Below are 17,129 nucleotides of genomic sequence, written 5' to 3' on the forward strand. Positions count from 1 at the left end.
TTGCCGCCAGCTTCCTTCAGATTCCACCTCACGATGGACACCCTTGCTTTTGGCTGTATGATTCCCGCTATTAGGGCTCATTGGGGACTTGCACCCGTTAGCTAATACTCATGCCGAGCGTACTACAAAGAAAGCTGCCTCAATTCATTATCGAGACAGCTTCTTCATCTTCCGGCAGGCATGCTCACACACCATGCCGCTTATTTCCGAATATATCACTTGCTTTTTTTACCCCAGTAAGTTTTATAATCATCACCATAGCCGGCATAAACGATAGTATGGGTTCTGGGAGATGCCTCCCAATCGGTTTCACGCTGCAAGTAAAGTTCTACCCCATTATCCAACGTCAGGATACGCTTGCTGCTGTCATACGTCCACGTAGCTCCTTCCCAGTCACCTGCAGTTACGGTATGGTCGGCGGCAAGGGTCATCGTGGCTGAAGTCTTCTGTTCTCCATAAGCGTATGACAAGTCGATGTTCTCCCAATTACCTATCAGTTCGCTTTCAGTAATCTCCACCTGCGGCACGGCACCGTAACGTTCAGGCATCACTACCGGCCAGCCATCTTCGGTCCATCGTATGCAACGCACCTGCCCCATCATAATGGCATTGGAAGCATTGATTCCCGGTACATCTACAGGGAATCTGCCTTGCGAAGCGAAATACCAGTTGCCTTCACCATCATCGAACACACAGCAATGCGAAATACCTACCCAGCCATCGTTGCCATTGAACTTATACGGATGAGTCAATATCGGGAAAGCTTCGCCTCCAACGGTTGTCACATCCGTACCGTCCATGCCCACATAAGGACCTGCAATATTCGTGGAACGCACTACACGGGTATTGTAGGGCACCTCCAATGCATCGTATGCCAGGAACAGGTAATAGTATCCGTCGTGATAAATCAGTTCCGGACCTTCTGAACCTTGCCAGCGATTACCCATCTGGCGGGTAGCTATCAGTTGTCCGTATGCAGCGATGTCTGCATCCGTACCCCACGGATCAGGCAATTCAGCCTTTACCTTGCCCGTTGCTTCGTCAAGTTCTACCAGTGCGATGCCGCTATGCCAAGAACCGTATGCCATGTAGTGGCGTCCATCATTGTCAATGATATAGCTGGGGTCAATGGCATTCCATTTATAATAGCAGTTTTCATTCCAATAATCATCCGCACTGGCATTGACATAGAAATCCAATCCTCTATCGGAAGCATTGGTAATGACATAGCCCTTGTCTTCCCACCCGTCGTTGTTTGCCGGATTGGAATTCTCCATCAAGCCGATGAATGCACGTTCGCTCCATGTTCCGTCACCGCTTAACGTACCGGGACAGACAATGGAATAGTACATACGATACAATCCGTTCCGCACTTTCCGTACGCAAGGTGCCCAATAGCCGAAGTCAGCCTCATCGGCTGTAGTCGGCTCCAATCCCATAGCTGCACGGATCTCATTCAGTTTTGGGATAACCCAATCGGGCAGGCTCTGCATCGTACCTCCCAAGTATTCCCAATCTACCAAGTTTTGCGAACGGCGTCCGTGGAAATGCCCACCTGCCATATGAGCGTTGCCATACGAAGCATCAGTCTGATACATGTAATAATACCCGTCTTCTGCAAGCACCACAGAAGGGTCATGCACATTGCTCAGGTTCCAGCGGCTACGGTCCGTCCAGTCAGCGATGCTGGTATAGTTATCCTCATAAGCGGGAGCTACATAGTTCGCAAGCTGTTCGTCGATGGGCTGGCTTTCGGTGGTAGCTTCCAGCGCATCCGAGTAGGTGTAACGGCTGTTGCCATATACGAATGCGCGAATATAATAAGTGGTATTGCCCATCAAGCCTGAAATGGTGGCACTGAAATTTTCGTCTGCTTCTACCATATTGTCATTGACAGTAGGAGCCTGCGAATTGGCACTGTAACAGAACCCCCTCCGGACAATGCTTCCTGTATTACCGGTTACCGAGGAAGCTACAGTCAGCGAAGTGCCTGTACTTGCGGTTACTTCCGGTACAGCTACGGTTACATCGCTACTTTGATTGTATTCTACTTCGTTGTCATCCGAACAGCCTACGAATGTAAAGACGGCCAACAAAGATATCCAAATTAATGATAACTTTTTCATGTGTGTCAAGTTTAAAAATCATGCCATCCCCCTATTAGAGGGGACGGCATGAATAGAATAAGGAAATGAAAAATTATTCACCAAAAACAAGATGGCTTCCGTCTACCGTCAGCGCAAAGTTCAAGTCTTCAGGATCGATGGTAGTTATACCCAAATAATATTGGATAGAAGTTGTGCCATCTGTTCCGTTCATGATAGCCTGAACATCAGCGGTACCATTGCCGCAATTGGTTACATAAACCGTAACTTCTGCACCGTTCATGGTAGCAAGCCAAGCAGCCCAGTCGGATTGACCGCCACTGAGACGCAGATTGGCGTTTCCATCATATCCGGCACCCCAACCATAGTTATCAGCACGGACAACTCCATATTCTACAGTCGTATCAGTCTTACGAAGAACTACTACATAGTTGTTCCAGTTGCCAGCCAAGCTGCTGTAATTTGTGAACATAATCGATTTAGTTTCGCCTGAAGGCACGTTGAAGTCATCAGAGAAAGCACCCCAGAAAGCAGTTGAATTATCTTCTGCTCCTACGATAGCCGTACTATTTGTTACTTCTGACACTGCAGATTCGGCAACGGTAACCTCTACCGTAGCAGTCACTCCTTCGTCAGCAGTAATGGTAACGGTATGCGTACCTACTGTAGCCGGAACTGTAGAGAATGTAAGCCTTGAGTTTGCGATAGTTCCTGTTCCTCCACTTACATAAGTTGCTGTCACTTCCATGCCAGTAGGGTCAAAGGCTAACGTACGGTCTGTCATTCCTTCGGTTGCTGCCGAAGTATAATAATAATAGGTAGTACGGGAAGGTTGCGTGGTCACTTCAATGGAAGCTATTTGTTCTACCAATTCAAATGCAGCACTTGCGATAACCGGCTGGTCACAGTTTTCACCTTGTTGGGTCTTGTTATAAGCTGCAACCAAGTTCTTCATACCCGGTGTTTCCATATCAGGAATAACCGAGAAGGTTAGTTCGGAAGAAGCTACAGTAGCCGTTACCCCTTCTTCAAAGGTAACAACGGCCGATACATTGGCTATTACAGAGTCGAGTGGCGTACCGATATTGACAATTTCGGGCACACCTTGCAATTCCATCGATACGGGATTCTTATCATCAGCAGAAGTAAGGCCGCCGATAGGTTCAATATTGGTCTGCAAGAAATTGATGTAAGAACCTTCAGGCACCAAGTAACAGCGGATATTGGTATTGCTTTCATCAGCATTCAGATTCACAAGAGCAGTCGGTTGGTTGTAGGTCTTGGTAACTGTACCATTGGTCATTCTGACACTGAATGCACCCTCGACAGAGCGGTCAACAGTAAGTGTTACCCTTCCACCCAATTGGGCTATACCTTCATCAGTATCGGTCTCGAAAGTGAGCGTACTTTGAACGTAAGAGCGGTCGATATAATCTCCCCATTCGGAGTTTCCCGAAGGCTGATTATCGTAGCGTATTGCCCCATATTCCAAATAGCCTTCGCCTTCACGATCAACATCATTGCAAATGATTAATGCAAAATTCTTATACGTATTCGATGCGTCAGGATTAATATTCAGGTTGAACACTGCATTCCACTTCTGACCATCGGGGATTACATAATACTTAGAGAAAACAGTCCACCAGCCTGTACTATAATCTGTACTTCCGATAGTATACACATCTTCCATCATACCTTCCAGTTCTTCATCGCCGGAATTTTGCGAATTGGCTATAGAATCCACCTTTTCGGAAAGCCAATCGGGCGAGTCCACCTCATAAAAGTGTTCGTCTTCACAACCGGCCAATGCCAGCAATCCCAAGACAAAAGAGCCGCAAACGGTTGCTATTTTATTGAAATGTTTCATGGTCTTATAATATAAAATTAGTAATTGATTAAGGCCTCTCCCACCCTAAGCAGCCGGGAGAGCACCCGTTTTTATTTTGCTAATTGTCAATTATCAATTGTCAATTATTTAAGTCCACAACCGGACGTACCGTCCAACCGTTGTCACGGAAGTAAGAAGAGTTGTCCGTACTGTAGTTAGCCGAGTTACCTTGCAGGCTCGGATTTTTGTTGGTCAACGTCTGCTGGATAGGCAAGAATTCATGTCCCTGTACGTAGGTATCGAATCCACTCTTCAATTCCGGGTCAGAACCAATGTTGCTATAGTCAACCGGAAGCATCACTTTGCCCGGATCATTCGTAATGCGGACTACAGAGTGTTCCTTCATCTGCTGCAAACGGCCTGCATCGTAGAAGAAGCCCCAACGGATAAGGTCAAAACCACGACCATACTCGCAACCGAATTCTTTCGGACGCTCTACATTGGCAATCTGCTCAAAAAGCTTATCGGCTGTATTGAAATCAGCAAGTTGCAAATCGGGTAAATCCACACGACCGCGTACTTCATTAATCCAGTTAATGGCACGCTGGGTAGGCCCGTTCACTTCATTCTCGCATTCTGCGGCACGAAGCAATACATCCGAATAACGCATCAGGCGGACATTGATACCATCGTGCAAACCTGTAACCACTGTGCTATACAGACCGGTACGGAGGTTGGTGTATTTAGCGACAGGAATACCGCCGTAACTGTTATTGGTACGGATGGTATCGGAAGCCGTAATAGGTTGTGTATAGGCTACGTTACCATATTCGAAACCTTCCCAATCGGCTTCATAGGTACCCAGGGTCCAATAGAGACGTGGGTCAAGCGTACCGTTTATTGTACGTTCGCTCTTGAAGAGGTCGTACAGCCAGTTGGTAGCCGAAAGGTCGGCCCATCCACCGAAATCACCCGGAGCAAAGTTACTTTCGATAGCCGAACCTTGCGTAGCATTGGGACTGGTATTTACCGGTGTCCATTCGTCATCGGTGCCCTGCGAGGCATAATCCAAGAATTGGATTTCGAACAAGCTTTCTTCGTTGTTTTCGTATGCAGAGCCTTCGCGGAAGTTATCGCCATAGTTATCCATCAACCGATACGTACCATAGCGACCGCTGATAATGTCTTCCAGCACCGTAAGCGCTTCGCTAAACTTGTGACGCACCATCAGCGTACGGGCATAAAAACCAGCCGCTGAACCACAAGTGGCACGACCACCAGCCCATTCACCGCCTGTATCACGCGAAGGCAATAATTCCATAGCCTGTTGGAAATCGGCTTCCACTTGGTCGAGCACTTCATCGTAGGTGCTATTGGTACCGTAAAGTCCGTCCAGTGAAGAGTAGGTATCATAACTTGTAATCAGAGGCGGGTTTTGGTAATAGCCTGCCAAGTTATAGTAAGACAATCCGCGGATAAAGAGCGCTTGCCCTTTGATGCGTCTCAGGTTTTCCGAAAGCTGGCTGTTATCTTCGCCTACGCGGGAAAGGATAAAGTTGCATACGTTGATGGTGTAGTACCACTCACGCCAGGGCCACCAGGCAATATCACCTGTAACCAGTACGGTAAAGTCGTCAAATTCCATGTACCATACTTGCGAAGAGTTCCACACTTCATCGCCACGGCACGCGTCGATGGTATAGCCTACACGGGCATACGACCCTTCCATACGCATGTGGTTATAGGCAGCAATCACACACTCCTCCAAGTCATCGACTGTATTACCGAAAGTAGCAGTAGTTTGTTGGTTGGGATTCACCACATCCAAATTATCCATGCACGAAGTCAGTGTTCCGACTCCAAACAGGAAAGCAAGTGAATATTTTAATAGTTTCATACAATAATGTTTTTAGCAGTTAGAATTAGAATGAGAAATGAAGGCCACACATAAAGGTACGTGCCGTCGGGAACGAACAGAAGTTATAACCCGGAGTAAAGGTACCTCCAGCATAGTCCACATTGTATCCTTTGTAACCGGTAAACGTGTGGACGTTTTGTGCCGACACATAGAGGCGGACATCTGATACATATTTGCCGAACCACTTGTCGGGGAAGTTATAACCCAACTCGATATTGGCAATCTTCCAATAAGCGGCATTCTGAATCTTACGTTCGCTGAACAAGTCGTTCCATGCGTAAGTCGCACTGTTTGTTATGTAGGTACGCGGTACATTCGAAATATAAGTAGAACCGTCTTCACTCCAGCGGTTGGCATCCAGTATCGCTACATCCTTGTTGCCATAGCCATAGCAAGAGTTAAGCGAGTTGTAAATGTCATCAGCCACGTGGTAGTTCAAGGCACCAAAGGTAGCAATGCTCAGGTCAAAGTTCTTGTATTCGAAACGGAAATTCAAGCCGAAGTTGATTTTAGGCAGACCGCTGCCCAATACCACTTGGTCGTATTCATTGATTACACCGTCGGGAGTGCCGTCGGGACCGCTGACATCCTCATACAGGCAATCGCCCACTTGGGCACCTTGCTGGGTAGCATGGTTGTCAAGGTCTGCTTGTGTACGGGCAATGCCTTCGTATTTCCAACCATAGAACTTACCGATTTCTTCACCGACCTCCGTAATATAAGCTCCACTAATATAGGCTTCATCCGTAAAACCTAACGAAGTGACTTTATTTTTCAGCGTACTAAGGTTGGCCGATATTTCATATTTGAACGCATGGTCGCGGTTGCGGTAGGTAGCAGCGAACTCAAAACCGGAGTTGTCCATCGAGGCGGCATTCATCGTAACGGTCGTATTCGATACACCTGCCTGTTCGGGTACAGGAACACTATACAGCAAGTCTTGGTTGGTATTTTTATACCATTCGGCGGTGAACTCTAAGCGATTGTTGAAGAAAGCGAGGTCGATACCTACGTTGTAAGTTTTCTTCTTTTCCCAAGACAGGTTGTTGTCCACGAAGGTAGAAACGGCAGAACCGGTCACGGCAGAGTTATTGAAGCTATATGTCATATTGTTACGTGACATCACCGCCTGATACATATATTCACCGATGTTCTCGTTACCCAATTCACCGTAGCTGGCGCGAATCTTAAACAAGTTCACAACGTTCGGGTTAAAGGGGAAGAAACTTTCCTTATCGAAGCGCCAACCAATAGAAACAGAAGGGAAGGTACCCCAACGAATGCCCTTTGACAAGCGCGAGCTGGCATCCCGACGAACCGTAGCCGAGAACAAGTAACGGTCATCGAAGTTGTAGTTGACACGGCCAATGTAAGAGAAGATGGCGTGCTTGTAGTCGTAACTGGAAGAATAGGTGTTCGCACCGTTCTGCAGCTGGAGGAAATAAGGTTCGGTGTAGTTAAGTCCCCAACCGTTCAATGTATTGGTATGTTCTTCTTCATACGTCTGACCGGCAACGATATTCAGATGGTGTTTGCCAAAGGTACCATCGTAGGTCAAGATGTTTTCAATCAATGCAGTAGAATAGTCACGCGAAGCTTTTTCCAAGCGCTCGTTGCTCTTTGCCAAATACACACGGTTACTCTGTATCCATGCAGGAATCCACGTGAAGTCTGAGCAGTGCGTCTTGCTGTAAGACAGGTTGATGCGGTAATTCAGCTTGTGATTCTTGCTTTCGATGCCCAGCATCTTGAGCAAGTCCACATCGGCAGATCCTGTACCCACGAAACGGTCTACACGCGTATTGCGCTGCAACAGGTTGTTGACCAGCAACGGGTTAGAAGCCGAAATATCACCATGGATATTATCGTAATAAACACCATAGCCGTAAGCATCGTAATTATAGCCGTTGGCAGCTCCTACCTGACCATCGAGCACCCAGGTAGACGGGTCGTAAGCCATGATGGTAGGCTGCATCAGCAAAGTGGAACGTAACACGTTGCTCACGTCACCATACAATCCTTGCACATACTCGTTCGCATTAGACAATGCCATGTTATCCTGGTCGGAATGTGAATATACTATACTGGTCTGGAATTTGATGAACTTGGTATCCATGGTGTTGTTGACACGCGCGGTGAAACGTTCGAAGTTCGGTCCGGCTCCTTCCAGTGTTCCTTTCTGGCTATAGTAATCCAACGCTACGTTATAGGTATTATTGGCACCACCACCCGACAGGTTCACATTGTGATTTTGGCGGATACCCGTCTTGAACACTTCGTCAAACCAATCTGTATCTGTATCATCCATAAAATGATAAGTACCTGTCGCATTATCGACAAGGTATCCACCCGGCAACGGCGTATTGGAATTGGAAGCCGCCTGCCCCAAATACTGGCTGTACTGGTCGGCATTCATCACGTCGTAAACTCCCGAAGGAATATAGTCCACACCGAAATAGCCATTGTAATCCACCTTCAAGGGCTGGTCTTTCTGACCGCGCTTCGTGGTAATGATAATCACACCGTTGGCTGCACGCGAACCGTAGATAGCGGCAGCAGATGCATCTTTCAACACTTGGATTGTCTCAATATCATTGGCAGAGAAGTCACGGATAGACGTTCCCATAGGCACACCATCAATGACATACAGCGGAGCCGTACTACCAAAAGAACCGATACCACGAATACGTACGGTAGGGTCGGCACCCGGCTGACCGTCGGAAGTAATCTGCACACCGGCAACCTTACCTTCCAGCATGGTAGAAATGTTGGAATTAGATGTACGCTTCAATTCCTCTGCATTCACTACGGCTACAGAGCCGGTCAAGTCGGCTTTCTTCTGCGTACCGTAACCTACAACGACAACCTGCTCCAGCATCTGATCGTCCGGATCCAATTGGATTGGATCAAGGATTGCCCGGTTACGGACAGCAACCTCTCGGCTTTTATACCCCACAAAACTAACTACAAGAACAGCATTACCCGGAACGTCCAATTCAAAATTGCCGTCCAAATCGGCAGTTGTCCCTCCTTTTCCATCTTTAATCATAATCGTAGCTCCCAACAAGGGCATGCCTTGTTCGTCAACAACCTGACCTTTCACCTTAATAGTCTGTGATTGTGTCACAGCAGCCATAGAGGGTGCAGCATATACCGCTGTACCTCCCAAGGCACACAAGCCAAGCATTGCGGAAAAAATCAATTGTTTTCTCATTTTTCAATGGTATTAAATTATCAATAAATAAAACTCTTCCTTGCCTGTATAAAATCTCTTCGCAAATACCATCACCGGCAGTTCTGAAAAACATAAGTCTTCTATCTATACACCTTAATTATATAATAAGATGAAGGAAATCGAATCCGGCAAATACTGCCTACGACACTGATGAGTATGTTTTCGTTATTTTTCATAGTCGGGAAATCTTTAATAAATAATTAGTTGTTTTTATAGTATTTTCAAAGGTAAGCGATTCTGGTTAAAACAGAGGTAGACAAATGGATATTATTGGTGGACAAACCAAAAAATCAACTATCATACAAAAATAGAAGCCAAACAAAAACACTTCCCTACCGATTCACCAAGTCTTACAAAAACAGACTGATAATCAATGTAATTACTTAAAAACAAAAAACAGTTTCTAAATTGCCAGCTGATGTATAAAAGCGAATGTTCACAAATTGCTGTACGCTTACAGCCGAACGCAAGAAAAGCTTAAGAAGCTGTTTTGAATTTCTCCAAAAAGTTTTTCTTGGCTTGATGTATCCGTTTTCGTGCGTGCTTTGGGCGATTTTTTGGTCCTTTCCGCTCCTGTTCTTCGTCAGATAGCCCGCTATCTTCCTCATCACAAAAGCGAAAATGCCTCAAAAACTCATCCCAAATCATCGCACGATAAATTCAAAACAGCTTCTAAAGCCTATTTAAAATTGAGATACTCTGATTTAGAAGTTAACTATTGCTTGAAAGTCAAGATATAAGTAACACAGAATATTATAAAACACACATATCCTCACCTGCTTCTTCTTATTTATTAAGGATAAGCAGGTGGGGATATGTACATAAAAGAAGCATAATGCCACACGCCTGGGCACAAACAAATTCCGTCAACGGACAATATCGGTCGGATAAACAGACGGCATGTCTATCTTTCTCCAAATCTCATGAGACCATACATCGTCTCCTTTTTCTGCTGACTTGAACCGTACAAACATCAAGGTACCGTTTTCAGCCATTTCGTAATGCATCACATTGTCTTTACCGTCCAACTGAGGAAGATGGATGTTTTTCTTCACATGCTCGGTAAAAGTAGAATCATTGTTTTGGGTATATGTACCCGAACCAATAATAATCGCTCCCGTTGGCATCATAACTACATTGGTAAATTCACCACTTTCACCCAAAATTTTCAACGAATTACTTGGTTTCAAATCTCCCGGCAAGGCAGGCAATGAAGAACTGTAAAAACACATTTGCCATACACCGGTCAAAGAAGCCGAAGTATTCTCATTAAACAAATTTTGTGCAAACGTATTCACCACACCCATAAATGAGCACAATACTGCGATAATTAAAGAACGTGCTTTCATGATGTAAAATTTTAAAGTTAAACGAATAAGTGATGTACAAATATATAGAACTTTTCCGTAAAACCTTACTTTCGGACAGATAATTTAAAGGAGAAGAATGTTAAAGATATTAAAACAAGACAAGCTCGGAAAAGTCAAAAAGTTAAGCCAACAGTCCGGATGATTCATTATCAACCAGACTGTTGGCTTCTAAGAAACGGAGCGATAATGTCTTCTTCACTCCTCCAGCTTAATTTCTTTAATTCTTCAGCTTAAAACTCTGCGTTATGCGGTGTACGTGGGAAAGGTATCACATCGCGAATATTCGCCATACCAGTCACAAATAACAGCAAACGCTCAAAACCAAGTCCGAAACCAGAATGAGGACAACTTCCATACTTGCGGGTATCCAAATACCACCACATATCTTTCATCGGGATATTTAACTCCTGAATACGGGTCAGCAACTTATCATAATCGGCTTCACGCTCTGAACCACCGATGATTTCGCCAATCTTCGGGAATAAGACATCCATCGCACGGACAGTCTTGCCATCATCGTTCTGCTTCATGTAGAACGCCTTGATTTCTTTCGGGTAATCAGTCAATATTACCGGACGCTTGAAATGCTCTTCCACAAGGTAACGTTCGTGTTCCGAAGCCAAGTCTACGCCCCAATATACCGGGAACTCAAACTTATGTCCGTTGGCTACAGCTTCTTCCAATATCTTGATACCTTCTGTATAAGGCAAGCGGACGAAATCTTCTTTCAGCACACCCTGCAAGCGTTCAATCAGTTCCTTGTCGAAATGGTCGTTCAGGAACTTCACATCATCATAGCAATTATCAAGTGCCCATTGCACACAATACTTGATGAACTCTTCCGCCAAATCCATGTTGTCGTTAATGTCATTAAACGCTACCTCGGGTTCAATCATCCAGAATTCAGCCAAATGACGCGGTGTATTTGAATTTTCGGCACGGAACGTAGGACCAAACGTATAAATCGCCCCCAATGCCGTAGCAGCAAGTTCGCCTTCCAATTGACCGGATACGGTCAGACTTGCCTGCTTACCGAAGAAATCATCATCGTAAATGATGGAGCCATTTTCATCTTTCTTCAAGTCATAAAGGTTCAAGGTAGTGACCTGAAACATCTGACCAGCCCCTTCACAATCGGAAGCCGTAATCAGCGGTGTATGAAAATAAAAGAAACCACGGTCGTGGAAAAACTTATGAATGGCAATTGCCATATTATGGCGCAAACGGAATACAGCCCCAAACGTGTTGGTACGCGGACGCAAGTGTGCAATCTCCCGAAGGAATTCCATTGAATGCCCTTTTTTCTGCAACGGATAAGTATTGTCGCAAGTACCCAAAATCTCGATTTCACGTGCCTGCACCTCAGCAGCCTGCCCTGCACCGACCGATTCGACCAATACACCATTAACGCTTACACAGGCACCTGTAGTGATTTGTTTCAGCACTTCTTCATTGAAGTTGACAATGTCTACAACAACCTGTACATTATTTATAGTAGAACCGTCATTCAATGCAATAAAGCTGACTTGTTTGCTACCGCGGCGGGTACGTACCCAACCTTTCACATTGACCATCGTGCCAAAATCGCGACACTTCAGCAGGTCAACAATCTTTGTTCTACGAATCTTTTCCATTTTTCTGTCTGTTAGTTATTAAATCAAAACACAGAGACACTGCCTCAAAAACTCATCCCAAATCACCGCACGATAAATTCAAAACAGTTTCTGAGCATACCCCTTATGAAAACGTAAGATAACTCTCTGTTGTGCCTCTGTATTCATCGGTTGTCACTTTCTGCTTATTCAAACGACCCCATACGGAGCATGTTCACTTCGCGTTCTGTCAGATAACGCCAGTCACCCCGACGCAAGCCTTTCTTGGTCAGACCTGCAAAATATACACGGTCCAACTTGATAACACGATAGCCCAACGATTCGAAAATGCGGCGTACGATACGGTTCTTGCCCGAATGAATTTCGATACCTACCTGCGATTTGTCCGTATCAGAAGCATAACTTATCGCATCGGCATGTATTTCTCCATCATCCAATGTAATACCTGACACAATCTGATCCAGATCGGCTTTCGTCACATTCTTGTCCAGGTATACATGATAGATTTTTTTCTTCAAAAATTTCGGATGAGTCAATTTCGATGCCAGATCACCGTCGTTTGTCAACAACAGCACACCTGTCGTATTACGGTCCAGACGCCCTACCGGATAAATCCGCTCCTTGCAAGCACCTTTCACTATATCAAGCACAGTCTTACGTTCTTGTGGGTCGTCCGAAGTTGTCACACAGTCTTTCGGTTTATTCAGTAATACATACACCTTACGCTCTATACTGACCGGCTGGTCGTGGAATTTCACCTCATCACTGCGTTTGATTTTTGTTCCTAACTCGGTGACCACCTGTCCATTTACCGAAACCACACCAGCTGTGATAAACTCGTCAGCCTCCCGACGCGAGCAAATGCCTGCATTTGCCAAAAACTTATTCAAACGGATTGGTTCATTGGGATCTGTCAATATATCCTTGTACTCAATCTGTTTTTTCATGCTATATTTCGCATTGGGATTATAATCGGCAGTACGCGGACGGCCACCTTGCCGGTTATAACCTCCAGCATTGTTATTGAAACGCGGACGTTGCGGACGATAACCACCTTCTTCACCCTGCTGCTGTCCACCGTTGTAACGCGGACGGTATGGACGCTGTTCACCATCATTGTTGTCCTTATTATATCGAGGAGAATAAAAAGAACGCTGCGGACGATAGCCACCCTCTCCTTGCTGCCCACCATTATAACGCGGACGATATGGGCGCTGCTCACCGTTGTCGTCTCGGTTATAACGGGGCGTATAAGAAGAACGTTGCGGACGGTAACCGCCATCTTCATTCTGCTGCCCACCCTCATAGCGCGGACGATACGGGCGTTGCGGACGACCTTCTGTATTAGGATTAAAACGGGGACGGTGTCCGTACGCACTTCCTCCCTCACTCCGATTATACTTGCCAGCCCCTTCTCTGTTGTACGATTTGTAACCATCACGGCCAGACGGGGTGTTTCCCCCTTCTTGTCTGTTTTCTTTCTCTGCCATATTCTTTTTGCTTTTTATAAATTAATGATTATACCCTTCCCGGGCGTTATTTCTTTAGTTAACGAATTGACAAGGTACCAGGAAACCAGGTTTCATTTCTTGCAACCAAAAACTTTGTCAACTGGTACCTCGTGTCTAGTCAACGTTTTTTACATTCCTGTATAATTGTGAGGGGTAATCGCACGCAGTTCCTGCTTCACCCTTTCACTCACATTCAATGTTTCAATAAAATTTTTAATAGAAGCCTCGTTGATAACCTGATTGGTACGTGTCAGGTCTTTCAATGCCTCGTAAGGATGAGGATACCCTTCCCGGCGCAGAATCGTCTGAATGGCTTCTGCCACCACGCTCCAGCAATTGTCCAGGTCTTCATATATCTTGTGTTCGTTCAGCAACAGCTTGCCCAAACCTTTCAAAGAACTCTGGATAGCGATAATCGTATGTCCGAACGGAACGCCGATGTTGCGCAATACCGTAGAGTCGGTCAAGTCGCGTTGCAGACGCGACACCGGCAATTTAGCCGACAAGTGCGCAAGCACTGCATTCGCCATGCCCAGATTTCCTTCCGCATTCTCGAAATCAATCGGGTTCACCTTGTGAGGCATCGCACTCGAACCGACTTCGCCCGCCTTGATTTTCTGCTTGAAATATTCCATCGAAATGTATTGCCAAAAGTCACGGTTCATGTCGATCATGATTGTATTGATACGCTTCATTGCATCAAAGATAGCACCCAAGTTATCGTAATTCGAAATCTGCGTAGTATACTCCTCCCGTTCCAAGCCCAACTTTTCTGCTACAAAACGATTACCGAATGCCTTCCAGTCTATTTCGGGATAAGCCACATGGTGCGCATTATAATTTCCGGTAGCGCCACCAAATTTTGCTGTAACCGGACAAGCTTTCAACATTGCCAGCTGACGCTTCAAGCGATAAGCAAACACCTCGATTTCCTTGCCCAGACGGGTAGGAGAAGCAGGCTGCCCGTGAGTTTTTGCCAACATCGGAATATCCTTCCACTCTTCGGCATACACTTCCAACTGCTCTATCAGTTTTTGGATTTGTGGATAATACACCTCATCCAGTGCATCCTTAACAGACAAAGGCACTGAAGTATTATTGATATCCTGCGAAGTCAGTCCGAAATGAATGAATTCTTTATACGGCTCCAGCCCTCCCAAGCGGTCGAACTGCTCCTTGATAAAATATTCCACAGCCTTCACGTCATGGTTCGTCACGCTTTCAATTTCCTTGATACGACCTGCATCCGCTTCCAAAAAGTTACGGTAAATGTCGCGCAGCGAATCAAAACGTGCCGCATCCAAGCCTTCCAGCTGAGGCAAAGGCAATTCACACAACGTAATAAAATACTCTATTTCTACGCGCACACGATATTTCATCAGTGCATACTCGGAAAAATAAGCAGCCAAAGCACCTGTCTTATTTCTATACCGCCCGTCTATTGGAGAGATGGCGGTGAGCAAATCCAGTTCCATCATAATGCTACTAGTAGTTTTTGATTCGAAATAATGATCATTAATGGCGCAAAGGTACGATTTTTTCCTGAGTTAACAGGACTAATACTGAAAAGTTTAGCAATTATTTATTATGAGCACCAACCCGACGTGCCACACGGACAATCTTATCACAAAAACACACGATACATGCAAAACAGTTCCTGATTTTTACAAGAAAAAGAACATCCTATCAAAGAAACCATTAACTTTGCAGCATCAAATGAACCACAAAAAACATAAACTATCATGGAATTACCCAAAGACCCGATGATGCTTTTCAGTTTCATCAACACCAAATTGCGTGACTTTTACCCTTCACTTGACGCCCTTTGCAAAGATATGAACGTAAACGAAGAGGTCATTGTAAACACCTTAAAAGCTGCAGGATTCGAATATAACCGCGAACTGAACAAGTTTTGGTAAACAAATACCGGCCGGCAAGTTTACGACAAGCAGCTTACGGCATCCGGTTTCAAAACTTTCCGTTTTTACTCTTCGTCAGATACTACTATCATCCTCATCACTGAAACGAAAATGACTCAAGAACTCATCCCGAATCAGCACACGATAAAATCAACACATAGCTGACTTGCTTGTAAGATTATTAATCTTCATGCCGAAAGATTATTAATCTTCACGCTGTAAGATTAATAATCTTACAAGCGATGCAGTTATATTGCGGAGAAAACAAAGCTTGCTTGTGATGCCGAATGTGTAAGCCTTCGTAATTGAAAAAGCGGATTTGCAATCCATTCGCAGGAGCTTTTAGGAAATATTGTGCCGAGAAAACCAAACGAATCAATAAGATTCTCCACAGAAATCCGTATTTTTGCAAAAAGTCGACCGCTAAATGTTTTTTTGATTATGAGATACCTTAATCCCAAAGCAGACCTTACTTTCAAGAAAGTGTTCGGAGAACATCCCGACTTGATTATCAGTTTTCTGAACGCGCTGCTGCCATTCGAGAAACCCGAAGAAGAGATTACACAGGTGGAGTACCTAAACCCCGAAATGGTTCCGCAAACGCCTTTCCACAAAGACAGCATCGTGGACGTGCGATGCAAGGACCAAAGCGGAAGGCAGTTCATCGTAGAGATGCAGATGATGTGGACTTCGGCATACAAGCAGCGCGTCCTGTTCAACGCGTCGAAAGCATACGTCAGCCAGCTGGACAAGGGGAAAGACTACGAACTGCTGCAGCCCGTCTACTCGCTGAACCTCGTGAACGACACCTTCTCGGACAGCAAAGGGTATTACCACGACTTCCAGATTGTGGAAGAAACCGAGACCAGGAAAGTCATCGAAGGGCTGAGATTCATCTTCATCGAACTCCCCAAGTTCACTCCGGACAACTACCAAGGGAAGAAGATGCAGGTGCTTTGGCTCCGCTACCTGACCGAAATCAACGAAAAGACACGCGAGGCACCGGAAGAGCTGATGGAGAATCCCGAAATCAAGAAAGCCGTAACCCAACTGGAAGAATCCGCCTTCAGCAAAGAGCAACTGCTCGGATACGACCACTTTTGGGATGTGGTCAGTACAGCAAAAATGCAAATCAGCAGCTCACGGCGCGAAGGACGGGAAGAAGGATTGGAAGAAGGAGAAAAGATTGGAATCGAAAAGGGAGAAAAGAAAAAAGCGAAGGAAATGGCTCGTCTGATGAAAGCCGACAATGAACCTATGGGCAAAATCATCAGATATACCAATTTGTCCGAAGAAGAAATCAACAGCCTGTAATCCACATTTTGCGTAAGGGCAGGGGCAAGCAACGGATTTTCTGTATTTCTCAGCCAAGCAAAAAGGGAATTTGGATAGCCGTGAGCAGATTAAAGCCCAACGAGAAGTAGACAACGTGGCGGAGGGGCATTATGACCACCAGCAGAAACAAGGATTCTCAATAAGAAGATAGAATATATTAAGATTTTTGAGAAAAACATAGAAGCTGTTTTGAATTTCTCCAAAAAGTTTTTCTTGGCTTGATGTATCCGTTTTCGTGTGTGCTTTGGGCGATTTTTTGGTCCTTTTCGCTCCTGTTCTTCGTCAGATAGCCCGC

Annotated in this window: 11 protein-coding genes and 1 pseudogene; 3 read left to right on the top strand and 9 right to left on the bottom strand. The window is 45.3% G+C overall.

The genetic code is table 11. From position 1 onward, the window contains the following. Positions 1-215: 215 nt before the first annotated feature. From B5F25_RS18930 to purB, 9 genes are all read right to left on the bottom strand, one after another. The gene (locus B5F25_RS18930) at positions 216-2,126 is read right to left on the bottom strand and encodes an arabinan endo-1,5-alpha-L-arabinosidase (RefSeq protein ID WP_087251479.1); all 1,911 of its coding nucleotides are present in this window, start codon (positions 2,124-2,126) and stop codon (positions 216-218) included. A gap of 73 nt (positions 2,127-2,199) precedes the next feature. Next, positions 2,200-3,972, bottom strand: a complete 1,773-nt coding sequence (locus tag B5F25_RS18935) for a hypothetical protein (protein WP_087251480.1) — start codon at positions 3,970-3,972, stop codon at positions 2,200-2,202. 100 nt (positions 3,973-4,072) lie between these two features. Next, positions 4,073-5,830, bottom strand: a complete 1,758-nt coding sequence (locus B5F25_RS18940; RefSeq protein ID WP_087212142.1) for a RagB/SusD family nutrient uptake outer membrane protein — start codon at positions 5,828-5,830, stop codon at positions 4,073-4,075. A 25-nt stretch (positions 5,831-5,855) separates the two neighbouring features. After that, positions 5,856-9,065, bottom strand: a complete 3,210-nt coding sequence (locus tag B5F25_RS18945) for a TonB-dependent receptor (RefSeq protein ID WP_087251481.1) — start codon at positions 9,063-9,065, stop codon at positions 5,856-5,858. A gap of 498 nt (positions 9,066-9,563) precedes the next feature. Then, a complete protein-coding gene (locus B5F25_RS22005; protein WP_158098050.1) occupies positions 9,564-9,734 on the bottom strand; it encodes a hypothetical protein in 171 nt (56 codons plus the stop codon). 218 nt (positions 9,735-9,952) lie between these two features. After that, on the bottom strand, positions 9,953-10,435 hold the full coding sequence (locus B5F25_RS18955) for a DUF4488 domain-containing protein (protein WP_022038926.1): 483 nt from the start codon (positions 10,433-10,435) through the stop codon (positions 9,953-9,955). 251 nt (positions 10,436-10,686) lie between these two features. Continuing rightward, on the bottom strand, positions 10,687-12,090 hold the full coding sequence (asnS, locus tag B5F25_RS18960; protein WP_087213001.1) for an asparagine--tRNA ligase: 1,404 nt from the start codon (positions 12,088-12,090) through the stop codon (positions 10,687-10,689). A 164-nt stretch (positions 12,091-12,254) separates the two neighbouring features. Next, positions 12,255-13,559 carry a pseudouridine synthase gene (locus tag B5F25_RS18965; protein WP_087212998.1) on the bottom strand — a complete coding sequence of 435 codons (1,305 nt, stop codon included), beginning with the start codon at positions 13,557-13,559 and terminating at the stop codon, positions 12,255-12,257. A 149-nt stretch (positions 13,560-13,708) separates the two neighbouring features. Then, on the bottom strand, positions 13,709-15,055 hold the full coding sequence (purB, locus tag B5F25_RS18970) for an adenylosuccinate lyase (RefSeq protein ID WP_087251484.1): 1,347 nt from the start codon (positions 15,053-15,055) through the stop codon (positions 13,709-13,711). A 267-nt stretch (positions 15,056-15,322) separates the two neighbouring features. On the opposite strand from purB, the gene B5F25_RS18975 reads away from it, so the two are divergent. The 3 genes and pseudogenes from B5F25_RS18975 to B5F25_RS22565 form a co-directional block, all read left to right on the top strand. Continuing rightward, on the top strand, positions 15,323-15,499 hold the full coding sequence (locus B5F25_RS18975) for a DUF4250 domain-containing protein (RefSeq protein ID WP_022038922.1): 177 nt from the start codon (positions 15,323-15,325) through the stop codon (positions 15,497-15,499). 441 nt (positions 15,500-15,940) lie between these two features. Beyond that, positions 15,941-16,813 carry an Rpn family recombination-promoting nuclease/putative transposase gene (locus B5F25_RS18980; protein ID WP_087251483.1) on the top strand — a complete coding sequence of 291 codons (873 nt, stop codon included), beginning with the start codon at positions 15,941-15,943 and terminating at the stop codon, positions 16,811-16,813. Positions 16,814-16,841: 28 nt separating this feature from the next. Continuing rightward, a pseudogene (locus B5F25_RS22565) lies at positions 16,842-16,985 on the top strand (mobilization protein); the annotation flags it as partial. Between the last annotated feature and the right edge of the window lie 144 nt (positions 16,986-17,129).

Origin of the sequence: Bacteroides sp. An19 (genome assembly GCF_002160215.1) — a bacterium.
Classification (GTDB): Bacteria; Bacteroidota; Bacteroidia; order Bacteroidales; family Bacteroidaceae; genus Phocaeicola; species Phocaeicola intestinalis.